At 67.3% G+C, this 20439-nt stretch carries 23 protein-coding genes; 7 read left to right on the plus strand and 16 right to left on the minus strand.

Annotated features, from left to right (window positions below; genetic code table 11):
- Positions 1 to 6 precede the first annotated feature (6 nt).
- On the plus strand, positions 7 to 822 hold the full coding sequence (locus tag ACIP0B_RS05540; RefSeq protein ID WP_400830374.1) for an alpha/beta fold hydrolase: 816 nt from the start codon (positions 7 to 9) through the stop codon (positions 820 to 822).
- A gap of 286 nt (positions 823 to 1108) precedes the next feature.
- Here the strand turns inward: ACIP0B_RS05540 and dsbG are convergent, their stop codons facing one another.
- From dsbG to dsbD, 3 genes are read right to left on the minus strand one after another with little or no spacing between them, the layout of a single operon-like run.
- Positions 1109 to 1879 carry a thiol:disulfide interchange protein DsbG gene (gene dsbG, locus ACIP0B_RS05545; protein ID WP_400830375.1) on the minus strand — a complete coding sequence of 257 codons (771 nt, stop codon included), beginning with the start codon at positions 1877 to 1879 and terminating at the stop codon, positions 1109 to 1111.
- Positions 1855 to 2730, minus strand: coding sequence for a prolipoprotein diacylglyceryl transferase family protein (locus ACIP0B_RS05550; protein WP_400830377.1), 876 nt, complete (start codon positions 2728 to 2730; stop codon positions 1855 to 1857). Before ACIP0B_RS05550 ends, dsbG begins: the two co-directional genes overlap by 25 nt.
- Positions 2730 to 4463 carry a protein-disulfide reductase DsbD gene (dsbD, locus tag ACIP0B_RS05555; RefSeq protein WP_400830379.1) on the minus strand — a complete coding sequence of 578 codons (1734 nt, stop codon included), beginning with the start codon at positions 4461 to 4463 and terminating at the stop codon, positions 2730 to 2732. Before dsbD ends, ACIP0B_RS05550 begins: the two co-directional genes overlap by 1 nt.
- Before the next feature lie 153 nt (positions 4464 to 4616).
- Here dsbD and ACIP0B_RS05560 point away from each other — a divergent pair, with 153 nt between their 5' ends.
- The 5 genes from ACIP0B_RS05560 to ACIP0B_RS05580 all read left to right on the plus strand — a co-directional run bounded on the left by ACIP0B_RS05560 (position 4617) and on the right by ACIP0B_RS05580 (position 9137).
- Positions 4617 to 5297: a response regulator gene (locus tag ACIP0B_RS05560; RefSeq protein WP_400830380.1), complete on the plus strand. Its 681-nt coding sequence runs from the start codon at positions 4617 to 4619 to the stop codon at positions 5295 to 5297.
- On the plus strand, positions 5297 to 6619 hold the full coding sequence (locus tag ACIP0B_RS05565; RefSeq protein ID WP_400830382.1) for an ATP-binding protein: 1323 nt from the start codon (positions 5297 to 5299) through the stop codon (positions 6617 to 6619). Before ACIP0B_RS05560 ends, ACIP0B_RS05565 begins: the two co-directional genes overlap by 1 nt.
- Positions 6620 to 6788: 169 nt before the next feature.
- On the plus strand, positions 6789 to 7274 hold the full coding sequence (locus ACIP0B_RS05570; RefSeq protein WP_400830384.1) for a GNAT family N-acetyltransferase: 486 nt from the start codon (positions 6789 to 6791) through the stop codon (positions 7272 to 7274).
- Positions 7275 to 7416: 142 nt separating this feature from the next.
- Positions 7417 to 8829 carry an aspartate aminotransferase family protein gene (locus tag ACIP0B_RS05575; protein WP_400830386.1) on the plus strand — a complete coding sequence of 471 codons (1413 nt, stop codon included), beginning with the start codon at positions 7417 to 7419 and terminating at the stop codon, positions 8827 to 8829.
- Positions 8830 to 8912: 83 nt separating this feature from the next.
- Complete coding sequence (locus ACIP0B_RS05580; RefSeq protein WP_085577917.1) at positions 8913 to 9137, plus strand: MbtH family protein; 225 nt, start codon at positions 8913 to 8915, stop codon at positions 9135 to 9137.
- Between the two features lie 186 nt (positions 9138 to 9323).
- On the opposite strand, the gene ACIP0B_RS05585 is transcribed toward ACIP0B_RS05580, so the two are convergent.
- From ACIP0B_RS05585 to soxR, 10 genes are all read right to left on the minus strand, one after another.
- Positions 9324 to 10229: a metal ABC transporter substrate-binding protein gene (locus ACIP0B_RS05585; RefSeq protein ID WP_400830387.1), complete on the minus strand. Its 906-nt coding sequence runs from the start codon at positions 10227 to 10229 to the stop codon at positions 9324 to 9326.
- A complete protein-coding gene (locus ACIP0B_RS05590; RefSeq protein WP_400830389.1) occupies positions 10230 to 11129 on the minus strand; it encodes a metal ABC transporter permease in 900 nt (299 codons plus the stop codon). It abuts the gene before it with no gap.
- Entirely contained in the window at positions 11129 to 11959 is an 831-nt protein-coding gene (locus tag ACIP0B_RS05595; protein ID WP_400830391.1) for a metal ABC transporter ATP-binding protein, read from the minus strand. The genes ACIP0B_RS05590 and ACIP0B_RS05595 overlap by 1 nt, the downstream gene beginning before the upstream one ends.
- Positions 11956 to 12885 (minus strand): metal ABC transporter substrate-binding protein, encoded by a 930-nt coding sequence (locus ACIP0B_RS05600; RefSeq protein WP_085577913.1) that lies wholly within the window; start codon positions 12883 to 12885, stop codon positions 11956 to 11958. Before ACIP0B_RS05600 ends, ACIP0B_RS05595 begins: the two co-directional genes overlap by 4 nt.
- Before the next feature lie 35 nt (positions 12886 to 12920).
- The gene (locus tag ACIP0B_RS05605) at positions 12921 to 13493 is read right to left on the minus strand and encodes a DUF6162 family protein (protein WP_400830392.1); all 573 of its coding nucleotides are present in this window, start codon (positions 13491 to 13493) and stop codon (positions 12921 to 12923) included.
- Positions 13490 to 13837, minus strand: coding sequence for a hypothetical protein (locus ACIP0B_RS05610; RefSeq protein WP_400830394.1), 348 nt, complete (start codon positions 13835 to 13837; stop codon positions 13490 to 13492). The genes ACIP0B_RS05605 and ACIP0B_RS05610 overlap by 4 nt, the downstream gene beginning before the upstream one ends.
- Positions 13834 to 14376 (minus strand): thiamine pyrophosphate-binding protein, encoded by a 543-nt coding sequence (locus ACIP0B_RS05615; RefSeq protein ID WP_400830395.1) that lies wholly within the window; start codon positions 14374 to 14376, stop codon positions 13834 to 13836. Before ACIP0B_RS05615 ends, ACIP0B_RS05610 begins: the two co-directional genes overlap by 4 nt.
- Complete coding sequence (locus ACIP0B_RS05620) at positions 14373 to 15572, minus strand: PepSY-associated TM helix domain-containing protein (protein WP_400830396.1); 1200 nt, start codon at positions 15570 to 15572, stop codon at positions 14373 to 14375. The genes ACIP0B_RS05615 and ACIP0B_RS05620 overlap by 4 nt, the downstream gene beginning before the upstream one ends.
- 301 nt (positions 15573 to 15873) lie before the next feature.
- The gene (locus tag ACIP0B_RS05625; protein WP_400830398.1) at positions 15874 to 16332 is read right to left on the minus strand and encodes a VOC family protein; all 459 of its coding nucleotides are present in this window, start codon (positions 16330 to 16332) and stop codon (positions 15874 to 15876) included.
- 111 nt (positions 16333 to 16443) lie between these two features.
- Entirely contained in the window at positions 16444 to 16911 is a 468-nt protein-coding gene (soxR, locus tag ACIP0B_RS05630) for a redox-sensitive transcriptional activator SoxR (RefSeq protein WP_400830399.1), read from the minus strand.
- A 93-nt stretch (positions 16912 to 17004) separates the two neighbouring features.
- On the opposite strand from soxR, the gene ACIP0B_RS05635 reads away from it, so the two are divergent.
- Complete coding sequence (locus ACIP0B_RS05635) at positions 17005 to 17367, plus strand: antibiotic biosynthesis monooxygenase (protein WP_400830401.1); 363 nt, start codon at positions 17005 to 17007, stop codon at positions 17365 to 17367.
- Here ACIP0B_RS05635 and ACIP0B_RS05640 read toward each other — a convergent pair.
- From ACIP0B_RS05640 to msuE, 3 genes are read right to left on the minus strand one after another with little or no spacing between them, the layout of a single operon-like run.
- Complete coding sequence (locus ACIP0B_RS05640; protein WP_400830402.1) at positions 17364 to 18467, minus strand: sigma-54 interaction domain-containing protein; 1104 nt, start codon at positions 18465 to 18467, stop codon at positions 17364 to 17366. The two genes, ACIP0B_RS05635 and ACIP0B_RS05640, sit on opposite strands and share 4 nt — an antisense overlap.
- 24 nt (positions 18468 to 18491) lie before the next feature.
- Positions 18492 to 19679, minus strand: coding sequence for an acyl-CoA dehydrogenase family protein (locus tag ACIP0B_RS05645; protein ID WP_400830403.1), 1188 nt, complete (start codon positions 19677 to 19679; stop codon positions 18492 to 18494).
- A gap of 56 nt (positions 19680 to 19735) precedes the next feature.
- Complete coding sequence (msuE, locus tag ACIP0B_RS05650; RefSeq protein WP_400830404.1) at positions 19736 to 20299, minus strand: FMN reductase; 564 nt, start codon at positions 20297 to 20299, stop codon at positions 19736 to 19738.
- Positions 20300 to 20439: the final 140 nt, after the last annotated feature.

The raw sequence follows: 20439 nt of genomic DNA on the forward strand, positions 1-20439 counted from the left end.
TGATGGATGCCCTTTTTCACGGTGGACGGACAAGCGCTGCACTACACGGATCAAGGCTCGGGCCCGGCGGTGCTGCTGGCCGGCAGCTACCTGTGGGACGAGGCCATGTGGGCACCGCAGATCGCCGCGCTGTCGCCGCACTACCGGGTGATCGCATTGGACCTGTGGGGCCACGGCGGGTCCGGGCGCTTGCCCGAAGGCACCGCGTCGCTGGATGACATCGCCCGCCAGGCCCTGGCGCTGCTCGATCACCTGGACATCGACCGGGCCACCCTCGTCGGCCTGTCGGTGGGCGGCATGTGGGGCGTGCGCCTGGCGCTGTCGGCGCCGCATCGGCTCAACGGGCTGGTGCTGATGGACACCTACGTCGGCGTCGAGCCGGAACCGACCCGTCAGTACTACTTCTCCCTGTTCAAGCAGATCGAAGAGAGCGGCGCGATTTCCGAGCAACTGCTGGACATCGTCGTGCCGATCTTCTTCCGGCCGGGCATCGACCGGCAGTCGGTGCTGTACCGGGATTTTCGCGCGAAACTGGCGGGCTACTCGCCGGATCGCCTGCGCGAAAGCATCGTGCCGATGGGGCGCATCACCTTCGGGCGCAATGATTTGCTGCCGCGTCTCGGGGAGCTGGATGCAACGACCACGCTGGTGGTGTGCGGCGACCAGGACAAACCGCGTCCGCCGTCGGAGGCGCAGGAAATGGCGGAGCTGATTGGCTGTCCGTGCGTGCTGGTGCCGGAGGCGGGGCACATCTCCAACCTGGAGAACCCGGCGTTCGTGACCGAGGTGCTGTCGACGTTCCTCAGCGAGCGCAACCGCTAGGCCCGCGATGGGGCCGGCACATCCGGCATCAGCGTCGCCTGACCCACCGTCATCGCCAGCAGGCTGGCTCCCACAGGGGATCTCGGGTGAATGCAAAATCCGCAGTCGCCACCAAAACCTGTGGGAGCTTGCCTGCAAGCGATGAGGCCGGCACATCCGGCATCACGGTTGCCTGACCCACCGTCATCGCCAGCAGGCTGGCTCCCACATAGATCTTGGGTGAATGCAGAGCCTGTGTTCAGCGCAGAACGATGTGGGGGCGGCAGTGCCCGCAAGGATCCCGGCGTTACTTGGATCCCAGGATCTTCGCCAGCTTGTCCGGCGTCGGCGCCCCTTGCTGTTGCTGCAGGTCGCCCTTGTCGTCCATGTAGAAGATCGCTGGGGTGGCCTGCAATTCCAGCTCGTCCATCAACTGCATGTTCGCTTCCAGTTTGGCCTGCACCGCCGCCGGGACGTCCTTCAGTGCCTTGAGCGAGCTGCCCTTGCCGGCCTTTTCGTGGTCTTCCAGGGCCTTGGCCGGATCCTTGGCCGCCAGCAGCGCGGCGGACTTGCCCGGGCTGTCCTCACGGATGATGCCGACCATGATGTGGCGCAGCTGCACCTTGCCGGCCTTGACCCAGGGTCGGGCCTGCTCCCAGAACATGTTGCAGTACGGGCAGTTCGGATCGCTGAACAGGTACACGGTGCGCGGGGCGTCCTTGTTGCCGTCCTGGATCCAGTTGCTCGCCTCGAACTTGCCCCAGACTTCCTTGGCCATCGGCGCATAGACCAGTTTCTGCAGCGGCGCGCTGCTCAGGTCGTTGCCCTCGGCGTCGTACAGGTTGCCCAGCAGCACGTGCTTGCCGTCGGGCGTCAGGTACAGCGCCATGCCGCGGTTCTGGTACTGCGCCGCATAGCCGCGCAGGCCGTCCGGGGCGTCGAAGCGGCCGACGATCTTCGCGCCCTTGGCTTCGATCTTCTTGATCGCGTCGGGCAGTTCTTCAGCGGCCTGCACGGACGGCAGATGCAGCAGGGCAGCGCCCAGGGTCAGCGTCAGCAGGTGGCGGAGGCGGGGCATGGCAGTTTCCTTGCAGAGGTGGCCGGTGCGGCGTTCGGGTTCGAATCGGGGGTGTCGAAGTTTTCCAGGGCGCGGGCCAGGCTGGCGTTCGACAGCTCGCCCAGGTGGCTGCCCAGCAGGCGCCCGTCCGGGCTGTAGAACAAGGTGGTCGGCAGGGCCATGGAGCCCACGGCCTGGCCCAGGCGTCCGCTGCGGTCGAACAGGACGTTGTTCAGGCTCAGGCCCTGGGTCTCGAGAAAGGTGGCCACGCTCTGCATGCTCTCGGCCTGGTTGACGAACAGGAACGTCAGATCCGGGCGCTGCTGCTGGGCGTTCTCCAGCACCGGCATTTCCCGCCGGCACGGCGGGCACCAGGTGGCCCACAGGTTGATCACCAGCGGCCCGCCCCGGTAGTCGGTCAGTTCCACGGTTTCTCCGGCGGCGTTGCGCAGGGAGATCTGCGGCAGGCGCGTGCCTTGTTCATAGATGCCCAGCGACAGGGTCGCCAGCAGCCAGAAGCCCACGCCGCTGACCACGCCGAAGCCCAGCGGGCGGCGCAGGCCCGGCCGGCGCCAGCCGCGGTACAGCGCGGCGAGCAGCAGCGCAATCACGCCCGGCCAGGCGAGGAAGCCGCCGTCGCGCAGGTCGATGATCTGCCAGGGATCGCTGCGGTAATGGCCCCAGTACACGGCCACGAACGCGATGCGCGCCGCAAGCATGCCGAGCAGGAACAGGCTGAACAGCGCCGACTCGGGATTGTCGCCGCCACGCTTGGCCACCCGCCAGCCGACGAAGGTCGCCAGCGCCAATGCACTGATCAGCAGCAGATGGTTGAGCGCGATGGCAAAGGTGCCGAGGGTGAAGGTCAGCATTAACGGGCGTCTCGGGTGATGGTCCAGTGTTGCAGGAAGGCGTCGGCATCCACCTCGCCGGTGATGCGCCGGCCGCGCCGCTCTTCGCCGTCGGCGCCGATCCACACGAAACTCGGTGGCCCCGGCACTTTGTAGCGGCCGAGCAGTTCGCGGCTGGCGGCATTGTCGGCGGTGACGTCGATCCGGAGCAAGCGCACATCGCTCAGCGCCTGCATCACCCGCGCCTGGCCGAACACCTGCTTTTCCATGATCTTGCACGACACGCACCAGTCGGCGTAGTAGTCGAGCATCACCCACTGGCCCCGGGCCTTCGCCGCATCGAGTTCGCGGGAAAGGGCGGCGGGATCCTTGACCGTGGTGAACGCGTCATGGCTGTCGGGTGCCGCTGCGCCGGCGCGTCCGGCGCTGTAGACCTGCAAGGGCCGATACGGATCGTCGCTGCCGCCGGCCGCGCCCACCACCAGCAGGCTGCCCCACAGGCCCAGCAGCAGCGAACCTGCGCCGAACACATGGGCGACGCGGCCGAACCCCTCGGACTGTTTCCAGGCGCTGTACGCGGCGATCAGCAGCAGGGCGCCGCACAGGCCCAGCCACAGCACGGGATCCAGCACCGGGCGCAGCATCAGCAGCGCGGTGGCGAGGAACAGGAAACCGAACACGCCTTTGAGCAGGTTCATCCAGGCGCCGGGCTTGGGCAGGAAACGGTTGCCCACCGTCACCAGCACCAGCAGCGGCACGCCGATGCCGATGCCGAGGGCGAACAGGATCAGCCCGCCGTGCACGGCGTTGCCGCTCTGGGCGATGTAGAGCAGGGCGCCGGCCAGCGGTGCGGTCATGCACGGGCCGACCAGCAGGCCGGACAACGCCCCCAGCACCCCGGCGCCGACCAGGCTGCCGCCGGTGCGGCTGCGCGAGGCATGCTCCAGCCGGTCGCGCAACGCCACCGGCAACTGCAGCTCGAAGAACCCGAACATCGGCAGCGCCAGCACCACGAAAATCGCCGCGAAGGTCCCCAGCAGCCAGGGGTTCTGCAGCCACGCCTGCAAGTTCGCGCCCAGCGAGGCCGCGACCACGCCCATCGCCGCGTAGACCAGCGCCATGCAGATCACATAACTGCCGGCCAGGGCAAAGCCGCGTCGCGGGGTGGCGCCGCTGCCGACGATCATGCCCGCCAGGATCGGCAGCATCGGCAGCGAGCACGGGGTGAACGCCAGCAGCAGCCCGAGGCCGAAGAACACCAGCAGGCTCCAACCCAGCGCCCGTTGCTGCAGGCCGCTGGCCAGGGCTTGGTCCGGCGCCTCAGTGTCCGTGGTAGGCGTCGCCTGGCCGCCGAGGTCGATGACCCGGGTCTGCGGCGGATAGCACAGGCCGGCGTCGGCGCAGCCCTGGTAACTGACCTTGACCTGGCCGCTGGCGCCGGCCGGGATCTTCAGCTCCAGGCCCTGGCGGTAGACCGGTTGCTCACCGAAAAACTCGTCGCTGTGGGACTCGCCCTCCGGCAGGGCCGGCTGCCGGTCGGCGCTCAGGCCATCGAATTTCAGACGTTTCTGATACAGGTAATAGCCGTCGGTGATCTGCCAGAACAGCTGGGTTTCGCCGGACTCCAGGCGTTCGGAGGTGAGCACGAAGGCCTTGTCGACGGGCAGGAACTCGGGCTTGGCGTCGAACGGATTGTTGCCGGCCTGGGCCAGCGTGGAGATCAGCAACGCAAAAAAAAGAAAGAAGTGACGCATGGAGAAGCCTTGTCCCTGTGCAATTGACGAGCACAGTGGCGCGCTGCGATTAACCGATGATTAACCGCCACGCCCTTGTCGCTGCGGCGTTCGGGGCATAATGTCGGCTTAATCGGCCGGCGGCCTAATCTGCCTTTTTCCACGGGATCCACCATGCACGTACTGGTTTGCGAAGACGACGAGTTGATCGCCAGCGGCATCGTCGCGGGGCTGACGGCCCAAGGCCTGACCGTCGAACACGTCAACACCGCCTCCAAGGCGCGGGCGATGCTCAAGGTCGCGGAATTCGACGTGATGGTGCTCGACCTCGGCCTGCCCGACGAAGACGGCCTCAAGCTGCTGCAGCAGTTGCGCCAGCAAGGCCTGGAGATTCCGGTGCTGATCCTCACCGCGCGGGATTCGGTCACCGACCGGGTCGACGGCCTGCAGGCCGGCGCCGACGATTACCTGCTCAAGCCTTTCGACCTGCGCGAACTGTTCGCCCGCCTGCAGACCCTGTTGCGGCGGGTGGCGGGGCGCAGCGTCAACCTGATCGAGCACGGCGCGCTGACCTACGACCCGAGCAGCCGCGAGACGACCCTCGCCGGGCGGCCGGTGGACCTTTCGCGGCGCGAGCAATCGCTGCTGCAGGCCCTGCTGCACAACCGTGGCCGGGTGCTCTCCACCGAACAGCTGAAGGACAGCGTCTACGGGTTCAACGACGAGCTCGAAAGCAACGCGCTCAACGTGCACATCCACCACCTGCGCAGCAAGCTGGGCAAGGGCATCGTAGAGACCGTGCGCGGCCTGGGCTATCGCCTGGGCCCGGCCGATGGCGGAGAACCCGACAAGTGATGAGCCTGCGCCTGCGCCTGAGCCTGACCCTCGGCGCCGCCTTCGCGCTGATCTGGGCCCTGGCCGCCGCCTGGATGCTCAGCGACCTGCGCAACCAGATGATGTTTTCCCTCGACCAGCGCCTGGTGGCGTCGGCGCGGATGGTCGCCGGACTGCTGGAGCAGTTGCCGACGTTGCCGAGCAAGGGCGAGGGCACCCATTTCAGCGCCGAGCAACTGAACATTCCCGGCGGCATGGCCTGCCAGGTCAGCTCGTTGCGCGGCGAGATCCTCGCCCGCAGCCACAACAACCCCGAGCAGGCGCTGGAAGCGGAGAAAATGGGCTTCCACGACCAGATGATCGACGGCGCGCCGTGGCGCACCTTCACCCTGGCCCGGGGCGATGTGCGGATCACCACGGCGGATCGGGTGATCGAGCGCGAAGCCCTGAACATGTCGATCCTGCTGGCGGCTTCGGTGCCGGTGGGTGTGGCGTTGCTGGGCTGCCTGTGCCTGCTGTGGCTGGGGATCGGGCAGGGGCTGACGCCGCTCAACCGCCTGCGCGAAGCCTTGATGCGGCGCAACGCCGACTCGCTGGAGCCGTTGCAGATCCAGGCCTTCCCCAGTGAGCTGAAACCGCTGCTCGAAACCCAGAACCAGTTGTTCCTGCGCATCGGCAAGACCATCGAGCGCGAACGCCGCCTGACCGGCGACGCCGCCCATGAGCTGCGCAGCCCGCTGACGGCGATCAAGACCCACCTGCAAGTGGCGCGCATGACCGACGGCAGCGCCCGCGACCAGTCCTTGGCCAAGGCCGAGGAGGGGGCCGACCGGCTGCACCGCACCCTTGAGCAACTGCTGTTGCTGGCCCGTGTCGAGGGCAGCCTGTCGTTCGACGACGGCGTGCAGTGCAGCGCCGAGCAAGTGGCGAAACTGGCGATCCAGGACTCGGCCAGCGACGAGCGCCGGCGGATCAGGCTGCACCTGCCGGAGCGGTTGTCCGGTGCGCCGCTGCAGATGCCGGCGGTGCTGTCGATCGCGGCCCTGCGCAACCTGCTCGACAACGCCTTGCGTCATACGCCGGCGGACGGCCCGGTGGAACTGAGCCTGGAGACCAGCGGCAACCGCGTGCGCTTCGTGGTGCGCGACCACGGCCCCGGCATCGCCCCAGACGACCTGCAGCACCTGACCCAGCGCTTCTGGCGCAACGGCCAGAGCACCGGCTGCGGCCTGGGCCTGGCGATCGTCCAGGCGATTGTCCAGCGCTGCGCCTGCACCCTGCATTTCGACAGCCGCCCCGACGGGTTGCGCGTCGAGCTGACCATGCCGCTGCAACCGGCGTGAACCTGACAGGCACCTTTGTGGTGCCTGTACTGGCGCCATCGCCGGCGGGCGGGCTCCTGCAAGGCGTTGAGTCAGGCACATCAAATGTAACGCCTGCACGTTGGCGATCCGCCCGCCGCACCGCTATCGTCCTGCTCAGCCTGACTCAACGGACTGAGGGAACAGCGACATGGACGCCTGCATCTACATCTGCCCGGCCAACCCCCACGATGCGGGCCTGATCAGCCGTATCGTCGAACGCTCGATCCGCGTCGGCTGCGCGCTCGATCACCGCAACGACGCGCAACTGGTCGGCGACTGGGTCCGCCGGCAATCGACGGAGCGCGTCAGCGCCTGGCTCGCCGATCCGGAGCTCTACCTGAACATCGCACTGCTGCGGGACAAGCCGGTCGGGGTCGGCATGGCGGCGGCCAGCGGCGATGTCACCCTCTGCCATGTGCAGCCGGAGTGGTTTCGTCGCGGGGCGGGGCGGGCGCTGATGGGGGATCTCGAAGGCTGGCTGCGGATTCGCGGCACGCCCCGCGCCACGCTCAGGAGCACACGAGCCGGCGAAGCGTTCTACCGGCGCCTGGGCTACCGCGAATCGGCGCCGCGCCAGCTCCACCACGGCGTGCAGGCGCTGCCCATGCACAAAGCGCTGCCGTTGTCGGGCTGATCTGCGATCAAGGGTGTAAATCCTCGACGCGCTTAAGCGTTTCCAGAACAGGAAAACCTGCATGTGCGCTCCGCGACCGGAACGCGCACCTGCGTGGTGTGCAGTTTTGGTCACTATCCATAGCGCATTGAGGGGTCGAGAGATGCCAGTCGCCACCAGCCAAATCGAAACATCGTCGGCCGCATCCGGCCACGAGCCGGCGGAAACGCTGTATGAGTTCAACGAGTCGCCGTTGCTGGCCCGCCAGAGCCGCCAGGAATCCAACGCCCGCAGCTATCCGCGGCGCATTCCGCTGGCGCTCAAGCGCGCCAAGGGCCTGTATGTCGAAGACGTCGAGGGCCGTCGGTTCATCGACTGCCTGGCCGGTGCCGGCACCCTGGCGCTGGGGCACAACCATCCGGTGGTGATCGAAGCGATCCAGCAGGTGCTGGCCGATGAGTTGCCGCTGCACACCCTCGACCTGACCACCCCGGTCAAGGACCGGTTCGTCCAGGACCTGTTCGGCCTGCTGCCGCAGGCGTTGGCCGCAGAAGCGAAAATCCAGTTCTGCGGCCCGACCGGCACCGACGCCGTGGAAGCCGCGCTGAAACTGGTGCGCACCGCCACCGGGCGCAGCACCGTGCTGTCGTTCGCCGGCGGCTACCACGGCATGAGCCAGGGCGCGTTGAGCCTGATGGGCAGCCTGGGGCCGAAACGGCCGTTGGGCGCGTTGCTCAGCAACGGCGTGCAGTTCATGCCGTTCCCCTACGACTACCGCTGCCCGTTCGGCCTCGGCGGCGCCGCCGGCGTGAAAGCCAACCTCAGCTACCTGGAAAACCTGCTCAACGACCCCGAGGCCGGCGTGCAGTTGCCGGCGGCGGTGATCGTCGAGGCGGTGCAGGGCGAGGGCGGGGTGATCCCGGCGGACATCGAGTGGCTGCGCGGCTTGCGCCGCATCACCGAGAAGGCCGGCGTGGCGCTGATCGTCGACGAGATCCAGAGCGGTTTCGCCCGCACCGGCAAGATGTTCGCCTTCGAGCATGCTGGCATCGTGCCGGACGTGGTGGTGCTGTCCAAAGCCATCGGCGGCAGCCTGCCGCTGGCGGTGGTGGTCTACCGCGAGTGGCTCGACCAGTGGCAGCCGGGTGCGCACGCGGGCACTTTCCGCGGCAACCAGATGGCGATGGCCGCCGGTTCCGCAGTGATGCGTTACCTGGTCGAGCACAAGGTCTGCGAGCATGCCGCCGCCATGGGCGAGCGCCTGAGCGAACACCTGCGCATCCTGCAGCGCGACTTCCCGCAACTGGGCGACATCCGCGGTCGCGGCCTGATGCTCGGGGTCGAGCTGGTCGATCCGGACGGTGCGCCGGACGCCCTGGGCCACCCGCCGGCCTTCGCCCGTCTGGCGCCGCTGGTGCAGCGCGAATGCCTCAAGCGCGGCCTGATCCTGGAGCTGGGCGGACGTCACGGCGCGGTGGTGCGGTTCCTGCCGCCGCTGGTGATCACCGCCGCGGAAATCGACCGCGTCGCCGGGATCTTCGGCCGCGCCTTGGCCGCCGCGACCGCGGCCCTGTAAATTTTTCGCCGCGCCGAACGTTCCTTCTACATACCCGGCTGCACCTGGCGTGCAGCCCACCCTTACAGCGATGGAGACACAGCATGACGTCAGTATTCGACCGCGAGGACATCCTCTTTCAGGTCGTGGTCAACCACGAAGAGCAGTACTCGATCTGGCCGGACTACAAGGCCGTGCCGCAAGGCTGGCGCACCGTGGGCAAAAGCGGCATGAAGAAAGAGTGCCTGGCCTACATCGAAGAGGTCTGGACCGACATGCGTCCGCTGAGCCTGCGCCAGAAGATGGAAGCGCAAGCGGCCGCCCAGTAAGACGCCGGCCAAAGAAAAACCCGCTGGACCGGTGACGGTCGGCGGGTTTTTTCTTGCCTGCGGTTTTTGTGGGGGCCGGTAGGGCCTCATCGCCAGCAGGCTGGCTCCCAACAAGGGTAAGGGGCATGCAGAACCCTGTGGGAGCCAGCCTGCTGGCGATGAACGATGACGCGGTTCCCGATGAGACTAGGCGCCGCTCAAGCCCTTGAGCAGCAGATCCACATTGCCTTCCAGCTCGGCCACCGGATCCGCCCCCTCGGTGCCCAGCACCACCAACCGGCTGCCGCCTTCGGCAATCGCCGCTTTCAGCGCCTCGGAAGGCTCGCGGTGATGCAGCACCACGGCCACGCCGTTGTCCTTCAGGGTCGCGCTGAGGCGTTTCAGGTCCTCGGGTGTCCAGTCGGCATCCGGTCTCGCATCCTGCCCGACCAGTTCCAGGTTGAGGCTGCCGATCAGGTACCCGAAATGGTCGCTCAGGCTCATCACGCTCAGGTTGTCGGTGTCGGCCAGCCGTGCCTCGGTGTCGGCGTTGAGCTTCAGCAGGCGCTGCTTCAGCGTGGCCAGGTTGGCTTCGATCTTCGGCTTGTCCTGCGGCGCCAGGCGCACCAGGTCCGCCGCCATCACATCGGCCATGCGCCCCATGTTGTTGCCCGCCAGCCACGGCTGGCTGTTCAGGCCGTCGACCTTGATGTCCGGCTGCACGGCGATGCCGGGCAGGGCGCCGTCCACGGGCCGGGCGGCGTCGACCTCGACGATGCGGATGTTGCTGCGCCGGGCCATCGGGTACAGCGGATCATCGGCCCACAGCGAGCGCACGCCGATCACCGCATCGGCGCCGGTCGCCAGCTTGCCCAGCGCCGGGGCGCCGCGACCGCTGAAGTAGGCGGTCTGGCGGCTGCCCGGCAGGTTCGCCGGCGCCGCGCGCTCCAGGCTGACAGCGGTGCCTTTGAGCAGCGCTTCGCCCAAGCCGTAGGTGATCGGCAGCGACGCCAGCACCCGCAGCGGCTTGGTGCTTTCGGCGGCGAGAACGCCAGTGGAGGCCGCACCGCACAACGCGAGGGCCAAGGTCAGTCGTCGTAGTGAAAAAGGCATTTATCCGAGGTTCCCTTTCAGGCTGGGGACGACGCCGCGGGCGATGGCGGCGAGGGCGAAGGCGAGGCCGGCGACCAGAATGATCGCAGCGCCGGACGGGATCGGCAGGTCGAACACGATGGGGGCCAGGATCCCGCACAGGGTGCTGACGGTGGCGATCAGCACCGAGCACCAGAAAAAGCCCTTGAGCGATTGGCTGAGCAGGCGTGCGGCCGCTGCCGGAATCACCAGCAGGGCGCCGACCAGGATCGCGCCGATGACCTTCACCGCCGCGACGGTGATCAGCGTCACCAGGATCACGAACAGGTAGTCCAGCGCCTTGACCGCGACCCCGCGCACCGCCGCCAGTTGCGGGTTGAAGCTGGCGAGCATGATCCGGTTGTACAGCGGCAGGGCCAGGGCCATCACCAGCGAACCGACGATGGCCAGCACCAGCAGGTCGTTGCCGTTGACCGTCAGCACCGAGCCGAACAGGACGTTTTCCAGGATGTGCACGTTGATCTTGCCGGCCAGGATCAGCAGCAGGCTGGCGCCGAGGGCCAGGGACACCGACAGGAACACGCCGATCAGGGTGTCGGGGGCCAGGCCGGTGCGGTTGCGCAGGTAATTGAGCAGGATGCCGAACAGCAGGCAGTAGCCGAACAGGCTGCCGTAGGGCCCGGTGTAGGGCTCGCCGAGCAGGATGCCGATGGCCACGCCGGTCAGCGCCGCGTGGCCGACCGCTTCGGAGAAGAACGCAAAGCGCTTGACCACCACCAGCGTGCCGAGGCCGCCCAGCACCGGGCCGATCAGTAGGCCGGCGAGCAGCGCATTGACCACAAATCCATAGGCCAGCGCCTCGGGCAGGTAACCGGATGAAGCCCAGCCCTGAACCATCAGCCGAAAGGCTTCGTAACTCATCAGACAGCGCTCCGTGGGTGGGTCGAGAACAGGGTCAGCAGGCGTTCCGGGGTCAGGGCCTGTTGCGGCGCGGCGTCGAAGAGCACCCGGCGGTTGAGGCCGGTGACGTGGTTGGCCAGGCGGCCGACGGCTTCCAGGTCGTGCTCGATCCACAGCACGGTGATGCCCGCCGCGCGCCAGTCGCCGAGCAGGCGTTCGAACACCTGGATCCCGGCTTCGTCCAGCGCCGACATCGGCTCGTCGAGCACCAGCAGCTGCGGCGCCGGGATCAGCCCCTGGGCCAGCAGCACCCGTTGGCGCTCGCCGCCGGACAGCGCGCCCATCCGGCGCTTGCGCTTGTCCTGCATGCCGACCCGCTCCAGCGCATCGCCGATGGCCCCGGCGTAGTGCCGGCTCAAGCCGAGGAACGCCGGGCGGCGCTGGCACATGGCGGCCATGAAATCATCGACGGTCATCGGCAGGCCCCGGTCGAACTCCAGGGCCTGCGGCACGTAGCCGATGGTGCCGGGCTCGCCCGGCCACTGCAGGGTGAGCCGGCCCTGGTGGGGCATCTGGCCGAGCAGGGTCTTGATCAGCGAACTCTTGCCGCCGCCGTTGGGGCCGACCAACGCATGCACGCTGCCGGGGCGAACCTGGAACGTGACCTTGTCCAGGATCGTCGTGCGTCCCAGCGTCAGGCTGACCTCGCTGAAGTCCAGGGTCGGCCCCAGCCCCTGCGGAAGCGAGCCTGCCCGCGGCAGCGGTGTTTCGTTCGCCGGTGATACCGGTTGGGCGGGCGCCTTCGCGGGCAGGCCCGTGTCCACCGGGGACTCGATGTCTGTCGAGCTCATGCGCCGGACTCCTGGATCGCCCGCACCACGGTGTTGAGGTTGCCGGCCATTTCCTTCTCGTACTTGTCGGCGGTGTATTCGCCGTAGGAGATGTGCGACAGCGGATAGAGCTTCACGCCGGATTCGCGCTGGATGGTGTCGACGTAGGTGGACGGGAAGTCCATCTCGGAGAAGATCACCTTCACGTCCAGTTCGCGCAGCTGGTCGATGGTCTTCTTCAGTTGGCTCGGGCTCGGCTCGATGCCGTGGGCCGGTTCGACCACGGCGGTGACTTCAAGGCCGAATTCGCGCAGCAGGTAGTCGTAGGCCGCATGAACCGTGGCCACCCGCAGCTCGGCGTTGGGTGCCTGGGTCAGCTTGGCCAGGGCGTCGGCGCGCATCTGCCGCAGGCGCTTGCCGTAGGCGCGGGCGTTCTGGGTGTAGGCCTTGGCGTTGTCCGGGTCGAGCTTGCCCAGTTCCCGGGCAATGTTGTTGACCTGGGCGATGGAGGCGCTGACCGACAGGAACGTGTGCGGGTTCACCACTTTGCCGGCGCCGCGGGCGGCGACGCCGGTGGCGGCCAGCAGCGGCACGTTTTCGTTGGCTTCGATGGTCTTGATGTCCGGGGTTTCGCTGGCGGCGATCATGCGGTCGGCGAAATCGTCATGGCCCACGCCGTTGAGCACGATCACGTCCAGCCCGCTGATGCGCTTGATGTCTTCGGCGCGGGGCTCGTAGGCATGCGGGTTGAAGCCGGCGGGAATCAGCGGCACCACGTCGGCCTTGTCGCCGACGATGTTGGCCACATAGCTGTAGTACGGGTGCAGGGTGATGCCGATGCGCAGGCGCTTGGCCGGGTCGGCGCTGGCCAGGGGGCTCAGCAGGCAGGCGCACAGGCCGGCCAGCAGCAGGCGCAGGAAGGGACGGCGGGCAGAGGAAATGGACATGGGCAAGCGGTCTTCTCTCGAATGAAGGCGAGGGTTCAATGGCGATGCTCGCGGGTCACCCCGGCATCGTATTGCGCGACGATCTGCTTCCAGCCGGCGGCCGACAATGCGGCGTCGGACAGGTCCGTCGGCGCCTCGGCGGCGTTGCGGTTGAGCCAGATGTCCGGCGCACCCTGTTCGCCGGCGTCCGGGCGCATCAGGAACGAACCGGCCACGGCAGGCGCCTGGCTCTGGCCGTAGTAGGCCGAGTCGGCCAGCAGTTTCCATGCGTGACCGCCACGGCTGACGGAACTGGCGTCCTGGGCGAACGGCGCGAAGCCTTCGTCGGCCAGGGCCTGCGGCGTCGGCAGGGCTTGCTGTTCTTCGCGCAGCAGGCGGATCTCGTCGAGGGTGACGCGCAGGTCGGCATAGATGCCTTGCTCGGCGGCGCCGAGGTCGCGGCGGGCGTCCAGCTGATGGCCGGAAACCGGCTCCGGCTCATGGGAGACGCCGCGCCAGGCCACCACGGAGCCGGCGACCGCCAGGATCAGCAGGCACAACAGCAGCACGTTGAGGGTTTCATGGCCGGCGCCGGCCGGGCGGACGGTTTGGGTGGTGGGTGTGGTCATGGGGCTTCGATGTCCGCCTGGTCGATTTCGACGACGTGGCCGGGGCCGGCGTCGAACAGCACATAGAATTCGGCGCCGGGCTTCTTGAAGGTCAGGGTCGAATCGGCGCCGAGCTTGCCCGGCAGCAGGATGGTTTCGTCATAGCCGATCACGTCGAGGGTCACCCCCGGCGCTCCGCTGCCGTCGGAGAAGCCGCCGGTGCATTTGATCTGCTCGGCGTCGATGGCCTTGCACTCGCACATCGGGTTGTGGGCCAGGGCGCCGGCGCTGAAGCAGGCACCCAGCGCCAGCAGCGCGGCGTTCATGCACCGGAGCGGGCGGAAAGGACGTGGGGCGCGGCTCATGATTTGGCTCCTTGTTTGTTCAGCCAGGCGATCGTGGCGGGGGAGGCCTGGCTCAGCGGAATCGAGGCCTGGTGCATGCTGCCGTCCCAGCCCTCCATGGTGATCCACAGTTCGGCGTCGGCGCGGGTCTTTTCCGGGATCGGCAACTGGGTGCCCATGCGGTACGGGGTGCCGAAGAAGATCGAGCCGGCGGCGCGCAGGCTGCGGGGCTTGCCGATGCGCAGGTAAGTGGCCTTGACCTGATCGACGCAGGCGCTGCACAGGGCGGCGTTGAAGCCTTTGAGGTAGCCGGCCGGGCCGTCGGAACGCGGGGCCTCGTCGCGCAGCTCGGCCAGGAGCAGGCTCCAGGGGCCGACCTGGACCTGGCCGATTTCCCGCTCGCCCAGGCCGCTGTCGCCGCGGAACAGCGCGGCGTCGGCGAAGTACTTGGGCATGAAGCCCAGCGGAATCAGGAGCAGCAGGACATTGATGTGGAAACGCCACTTGTGCCAGAACAGGCTCAGCCGTGAAGGCTGCGGTGCGGGGGTGGATCGGCTCACAGGCTGGCCTCCGACGGTTCGCGGCGCGGGGCCGGTTGTGCCTTGGCGCGCTGCTGCTTGTGCTCGCGCTTGAGCGCATTGGCGGTGGCCAGGGCCGTGCGTTTGGTCCAGATCAGCAGCCCGCTCAGCACCATCATGCTCAGCAGCAGGCCGAAGAAGAACCAGATCAGCTTGATCCACAGCCCGCCGAAGTCGCCGGTGTGCAGCGGACGCATGGATTCGGTGACGAACTCAAGCGAAGTGCGGTCGGACAGCAGGCGCGTGGCCGCCACGTCGCCGCTGTAGGGGTTGAGCGTGGCGCTCTGGAACATCAGCGGATACCAGCCGCGTCCGCCGATGTCGAGGTGGGCGTAGGCGTTGCCCGGCAGGCTGACGAAGCTGGCCTCCAGGCCGGGGATTTTCTCCCGGGCGATTTCGACGGCGCGGTCCAGGCTGATCCGTGGCGGCGGCGTGCCGTCGCCGGACATCGGCACGGCTTCGCGGGCCATGGCCGGGATGATCGGTTCGCTGGAGATGGAAATCTGGTTGTCCGACAGCAGCGCCTGGATCAGGAACCAGGTGCCGGTGATGGAGATCACCGCGATGAACCAGATCGACCAGATGCCGCTCAGGCGATGGAAATCGCCCCAGAAGATCCGTGCGCCGTGGTTCAGGCGCAGGGTCGGGCGCAGGAAGCCTTTCCAGAAGCGTTTGTACACCACGAGTCCGGTCACCAGCGAGGCCAGCATCGGCAGGCCGAGGAACGACACCAGGTACCAGCCCCAGCTGAAGCCGTTGGTGAACGGCACCAGCCACCAGCCGTGCAGCGCCCGGGTGAAGGCCTTGAAGTTGAAGTCCGGCGCCGTGCCCTGGATGGCGCCGGTGTACGGGTTGACGTACACCGTCTGCACCCGCCCGTCGGGGTAGCTGACGTCGACGTCGAGGGCAAAGTGCGATTCGTCCGGACGGTTGATGCTTTGCACCACGGTCTGCGGTTCGGCTTTCTTGATGGCGGCGAGGATCTGGTCGTAGCTGAGCCGCGGCGCGTCGTCGGACGGCTGGCTGGCGCGCATCTGCGGGTTGGCCAGCCAGACGATTTCCTGGCTGACCACCGCCAGGGTGCCGGTGACGCAGACGATCAGGACAAAGAACCAGATCGGCAAGGCCAGCCAGCTATGCACCAGGAACCACAGTTTCGAGCGGGATTTCTTCGACATGATTGAACGTCTTGATTCAGTGGGAGGAGCGGCTGCTACGGGCTTCGCAGCAGGGGCGTCCCTGGAGGGCGCGGTCGGGGCGTTAGCCCGGGCGACCGGCCCGCATCTCTATAAGACGGATGAGCGAGGAAATTCCCGATGGGTGATATGAAAGTAAATGTTTCGCACTTCGTCGAAGCGGTATCCGCACTGTGGGAGCGAGCCTGCCCGCGATTGCGTCAAGTCAGTCGACAGCTTCATTGACGGACACACCGCAATCGCGAGCGGGCTCGCTCCCACAAGGCCTCGGCAAGGCGATCGTTCAGCCTTGCTTGTACAGCTCCAGCGCCCGCTGGCGGATCTGCTCCTCGGTCAGGTCTTCCTTGCGCGAGGCCAGGAACCACAGGTGGCCATAGGGATCCCTCAGCGTGCCGCTGCGGTCGCCGTAGAACTGATCCTTGACGTCGGACACCGTGGTGGCACCGGCATCGATCGCCCGCCGGAACGACTTGTCGACGTCGGTCACGTACAGATGCAGGCCGACCGACACGAACTGGTCCGGACTGCTGAAGGGCCCCTCTTCGCAAGGGGTGCCGAGCATGATCGCGCTGTCGCCGATGCGCAGTTCGGCATGGCCGATGCTGCCGTCGGGCATGGCCAGGCGCATGACTTCGGTGGCGCCGAAGGCCTTCTTGTAGAAGTCGATGGCCTCGGCGGCCTTCTGGATGCCGAGATAGGGGGTAATGCTGTGATACCCCTCGGGAATGGGTTTGACGCTCATGACGTTCTCCCTGTCTTTTCTTGTGGACGGTCAGTCTTCACCGGATGTCCGGTCGGTCAACTATAGGTCCGTGCCGGCGCGGCGACCGATCTGCCGACAAAGGGTCTGCGGTCATTCGGCGTCTGCCGCCGATTGAAGGAAGTGCGGCCCCGGCCCCTGTTCCCCGAGCACATCCCCGTAGTTGCGCAGCGGACAGGCTTCCATCGACAGGCACCCGCAACCGATGCAGCCGGTGAGCCGGTCGCGCAACAGCATCAGTTGACCGATCCGTTCGTCCAGTTCACGCCGCCATCGCTCCGACAGCGCTTTCCAGTCCGCCGCCGTCGGCGCCCGGTTGTCCGGCAGGTTGTTCAGCGCTTCGCCGATTTCCGCCAGCGGGATGCCCAGCCGTTGCGCCACCTTGATCAGCGCCACGCGCCGCAGCACTTCCCTGGGGTAGCGGCGCTGGTTGCCGGCGTTGCGCTGGCTCTTGATCAATCCCTTGGACTCGTAAAAGTGCAGGGCGGTGACCGCTACGCCGCTGCGGGCCGCGACTTCACCCACGGTCAGTTGCTTGTGCAGGTTTTCGGCTGTGACCATTTGCGATTTGCCCCTTGACCTCTACTTAACTAGAGGTTTTAACCTGCACGCCTTCGAATCGCAAGATTCGCCTGACAGACGAGTGGGGACGTTATGCACGCGCCGAAAAACCGCAGCTTTACCCAACTGATCGAATTCGAGATCGACCCCGGACAACAACCTGCGCTGGTGACGGCGCTGGCCTTGCAGACCGAACGCCTGGCCGAGCGTTACGCCGGGTTCGTCAGCGCCAGCGTCCAGGCCAGCGACGACGGCCGGCGGGTGCTGGGCTTCCTGCAATGGCAATCGCGCGAGGCGGGGGAGGCGGCGTTTCGCAGTTTCGAGAACGGCGAACAGGATTTCTGGCAACTGATCCGCGCCCATCGGGCACGCACCGTGACCTTCGGTTCGTTCCAGGTGCTGAGCAGCATCGCCCGCAGCCATGACGACGGGCTGCACTGCCAACTGGTCGGCTAGATCGACAGCTGGATCAGGCGCTCGCCTGGCGGGGTTTGCGCCGGCCTGCGTTTGTTGACCGCCAGTTCGCCGATCTTGATCAGCCGCGTGCGGGTGACGTTGCGGCTCAGGCCGAGCAGTGCGGCGGTGTGCACCTGGTTGCAGTGGCAGAAACGGTAGGCGGCGCGCAGCAAGGCGTCCTCGACGGTTTCGTGCAGCGCACCGGCCTGCTGCTCGAAGAGCTTCTGAAAGGCCCGACCCAGCAGCGCTTGCGCCGAGTCGTCGCTGCCGTGCTGCGGTTCGTTTGGCCGTTCGATGCGTAGGCTGGACAGGCGCAGGTCGTCGTGTTCGATCACGCCGTTGCGGCAGATCAGCAGGGTGTGATGGATGACGTTTTCCAGTTCGCGGATGTTGCCCGGCCAACTGTAGGTGCGCAGTTTGTGTTCGGCTGCGGGGCTGATGGCGACCCGCCCGTAGCCCAGGCGCTGGCTGTAGGACTCGATGAAGTGCCGGGTCAGCGGCAGGATGTCGCCGGGGCGTTCGCGCAGCGGGCTCAGCTCCAGGTTGACCACGTTCAGGCGGTAATACAGATCCTCGCGAAAGTGCCCGGCGTTGATGGCTTTCTCCAGGCGCACGTTGGTCGCCGCCAGCACCCGCACATCGATGGGGATGCTCTTGCGTGAGCCGAGCCGCACCACTTCGCGTTCCTGCAGCACCCGCAGCAGCTTGACCTGGATCGCCATCGGCAGGTCGCCGATCTCGTCGAGGAACAGCGTGCCGCCGTCCGCTTCCTCGAACCAGCCGGCCTTGGCGCTCAGGGCGCCGGTGAATGCGCCTTTTTCGTGGCCGAACAGTTCGGCTTCCACCAGGGATTCGGAGAACGCGCCGCAGTTGACCGCAATGAACGGCCGGTTGCGCCGATGGCTCAAATTGTGGACGTGCCGCGCCACCAGCTCCTTGCCGGTGCCCGTCTCGCCGATGATCAGCACGCTGGCCTCGCTGGGCGCCACCTGCTGCAGGTGGGCGAGCAGGGCCTGGGACCTGGGGTCCTCGAACACCTGGGCGGTGGCGCGGATCGAGGTGGCCAGGGCGGGGGACGGCGGTAGGGTCAGCAGTTGCATGGGGCTCGCTCCACGAAAGGAAGGTCAGGAATAGAACGTCGGCACCGGCAGGGACTGGTTCAGCGCCCAGTCGCCCAGCTCATGGAGTTTGTAGTCCAGCGGATCGTGCAGGGTCTGCGTGCGCAGGTTGCGCCAGTGCCGGTCCAGGCGCAGCGACGCGTGGGTGGCGCGGGCGCCGGTGACCTCGAACAGCCGGCTGCAGAGATCCAGGCCCTGGCGGCTGGCCGCGACCTTGGCCGTGGCGATCGCCGTGGCCAGGTGTCCGCGTTGTTCGGCGCTCAGGTCGGGGCCCTTGGCCCAGGCGTCGTCGAGCAACGCGGCGGCCCGCTCCACCAGCAGGCGGATGCCTTCGAGCGCGACCCAGAACTCGCCGTAGTGGCCGAGCACGTAGGGGTCTTCGCGCACATCGCGGGCCGGGGAGCGGTGCCACACGCGGGTTTCGTTCAGCGTGTACTGCCGGGCCTCCTCAAACGCGCCTTCGGCGATGCCGAGGAACATGTGGGTGAAGGTCAGCTGCGCGATCAGCGGCCGCAGGCAAGCGAACGGCGTGCTCAGGGGGCCGGGGTCGAGCAGCAGCTCCGACTCTTCGACCCGCACCCGTTCGAACGTGGCGCTGCCGCTGTCGGTCTGGCGCTGGCCGATGTTGTTCCAGTCGTTGTGCAGGGTGATGCCGCTGCGTGCGCTGGGGATGGCGGCGATCAGCAGCTTGCCGCCCTGGCTCTCGTCCACCGCCGAGGCGATCAGCATCTGCGAATCGCTGGCGCCGGAGCAAAAGCTCTTCTTGCCGGAGAACTCGCGCCAGCCGCCCAGGTCCTTGACCACGGTGCGGGTGTCCAGCGGATTGAGCGCATTGCCCCAGAACCAGTTCTGCCGGGCGGTCTGCTCGAACCAGGGTTGCCATTGTTCGGGGCGGGAGAACAGGCGCACCGTGGCCAGCATCAAGTGGTGGAAACCGAAGACATGGGCGATCGAACTGTCGACCCGGGCGAACTCGCGCACGATGTGCAGGGTTTCGCTCCAGCTCGCGCCGAGGCCGCCGTAGCGCACGGGAATGCTCAAGGCCAACAGGCCGCTGTTGCGCAGGGCGTCGCGTTCGGCCTTCGGCGTGCCGCCGCGTTCGTCGCGCTCGACGGCGGTCAGGGCGAACTCGGCGGCCAGCCGCCGGGCGGTCTGCAACGGGGAAGGCAAGGGGGTTTGCGGTTTGGCGGTCACGCGGTGTTCCTCATTTCTGCGGGAGCGGGCTGGCTTCGGTGTCGTCCGGCAGTGCCTCAGGCGATCTTCAGCAGCGGCTTGAACGGCGTGCCGAACAGCGGCGCGGCGCGTTCGGCGGCCAGGCGGATACGCGCCTTGAGCGGCTCGCTGGTGATCTGGTAGTCGGTGAAGTCGGCTTCGCTGGCGTACACGCCGATGGGCAAGGTCACGGCCTGGAAGAAGCTGAACAGCGGCCGCAGCTGGTGGTCGAGCACCAGCGCATGGCGTTCGCTGCCGCCGGTGGCGGCCAGCAGCACCGGCGTGTCGATCAGCGCATTGAGGTCGATCAGGTCGAACAGGTGCTTGAGCAGGCCCGGATAGGCGCCGCGGTACACCGGTGTGGCGACGACCAGCAGGTCAGCCTGTTCGATGGCTTGCAGCTGGGCCTCGACCTCGGCCGGCAATTCCTGGCGCGACAGCGCGGCGCCGAGCGGACGGGCGATGTCGCCGAGCTCGATCAGGTGGCCGTCGACGGGCAGGTGCCCGGCCAGTTCGGCCAGCAGGGCCTGGGTCAGCACGAGGGTGCGGGACGGACGCCAGGTTCCGCCGGACAGGGCAACGACTTTCAGTGGGCGCGACATGATGGTTTCCTTTTCAACAGTGGCTCGGCGAGCAGTGAGGGTTCACCGGTGCGGAGCAAGCGCTGTACCAATTCCTCAAGAGCCCGCGCTGCGGGGCTTCGGCGGTTCGGCGTGGGCCTCTTTGTGTGGTTTTCGGGCCG

This window comes from Pseudomonas sp. NPDC089534 (assembly GCF_044749305.1).
GTDB classification, from domain to species: domain Bacteria; phylum Pseudomonadota; class Gammaproteobacteria; order Pseudomonadales; family Pseudomonadaceae; genus Aquipseudomonas; species Aquipseudomonas ekonensis.

What these genes read in the sequence shown, in the direction of transcription:
- ACIP0B_RS05625 (WP_400830398.1), bottom strand. Translation starts at nt 16,332, where the DNA reads ATGAGCGTCAAACCCATTCCCGAGGGGTATCACAGCATTACCCCCTAT.
- ACIP0B_RS05605 (WP_400830392.1), bottom strand. Translation starts at nt 13,493, where the DNA reads ATGACCACACCCACCACCCAAACCGTCCGCCCGGCCGGCGCCGGCCAT.
- ACIP0B_RS05610 (WP_400830394.1), bottom strand. Translation starts at nt 13,837, where the DNA reads ATGAGCCGCGCCCCACGTCCTTTCCGCCCGCTCCGGTGCATGAACGCC.
- ACIP0B_RS05560 (WP_400830380.1), top strand. Translation starts at nt 4,617, where the DNA reads ATGCACGTACTGGTTTGCGAAGACGACGAGTTGATCGCCAGCGGCATC.
- ACIP0B_RS05550 (WP_400830377.1), bottom strand. Translation starts at nt 2,730, where the DNA reads ATGCTGACCTTCACCCTCGGCACCTTTGCCATCGCGCTCAACCATCTG.
- ACIP0B_RS05540 (WP_400830374.1), top strand. Translation starts at nt 7, where the DNA reads ATGCCCTTTTTCACGGTGGACGGACAAGCGCTGCACTACACGGATCAA.
- dsbG (WP_400830375.1), bottom strand. Translation starts at nt 1,879, where the DNA reads ATGCCCCGCCTCCGCCACCTGCTGACGCTGACCCTGGGCGCTGCCCTG.
- msuE (WP_400830404.1), bottom strand. Translation starts at nt 20,299, where the DNA reads ATGTCGCGCCCACTGAAAGTCGTTGCCCTGTCCGGCGGAACCTGGCGT.
- ACIP0B_RS05620 (WP_400830396.1), bottom strand. Translation starts at nt 15,572, where the DNA reads ATGTCGAAGAAATCCCGCTCGAAACTGTGGTTCCTGGTGCATAGCTGG.
- dsbD (WP_400830379.1), bottom strand. Translation starts at nt 4,463, where the DNA reads ATGCGTCACTTCTTTCTTTTTTTTGCGTTGCTGATCTCCACGCTGGCC.
- ACIP0B_RS05575 (WP_400830386.1), top strand. Translation starts at nt 7,417, where the DNA reads ATGCCAGTCGCCACCAGCCAAATCGAAACATCGTCGGCCGCATCCGGC.
- ACIP0B_RS05585 (WP_400830387.1), bottom strand. Translation starts at nt 10,229, where the DNA reads ATGCCTTTTTCACTACGACGACTGACCTTGGCCCTCGCGTTGTGCGGT.
- soxR (WP_400830399.1), bottom strand. Translation starts at nt 16,911, where the DNA reads ATGGTCACAGCCGAAAACCTGCACAAGCAACTGACCGTGGGTGAAGTC.
- ACIP0B_RS05565 (WP_400830382.1), top strand. Translation starts at nt 5,297, where the DNA reads ATGAGCCTGCGCCTGCGCCTGAGCCTGACCCTCGGCGCCGCCTTCGCG.
- ACIP0B_RS05600 (WP_085577913.1), bottom strand. Translation starts at nt 12,885, where the DNA reads ATGTCCATTTCCTCTGCCCGCCGTCCCTTCCTGCGCCTGCTGCTGGCC.
- ACIP0B_RS05570 (WP_400830384.1), top strand. Translation starts at nt 6,789, where the DNA reads ATGGACGCCTGCATCTACATCTGCCCGGCCAACCCCCACGATGCGGGC.
- ACIP0B_RS05590 (WP_400830389.1), bottom strand. Translation starts at nt 11,129, where the DNA reads ATGAGTTACGAAGCCTTTCGGCTGATGGTTCAGGGCTGGGCTTCATCC.
- ACIP0B_RS05635 (WP_400830401.1), top strand. Translation starts at nt 17,005, where the DNA reads ATGCACGCGCCGAAAAACCGCAGCTTTACCCAACTGATCGAATTCGAG.
- ACIP0B_RS05580 (WP_085577917.1), top strand. Translation starts at nt 8,913, where the DNA reads ATGACGTCAGTATTCGACCGCGAGGACATCCTCTTTCAGGTCGTGGTC.
- ACIP0B_RS05595 (WP_400830391.1), bottom strand. Translation starts at nt 11,959, where the DNA reads ATGAGCTCGACAGACATCGAGTCCCCGGTGGACACGGGCCTGCCCGCG.
- ACIP0B_RS05640 (WP_400830402.1), bottom strand. Translation starts at nt 18,467, where the DNA reads ATGCAACTGCTGACCCTACCGCCGTCCCCCGCCCTGGCCACCTCGATC.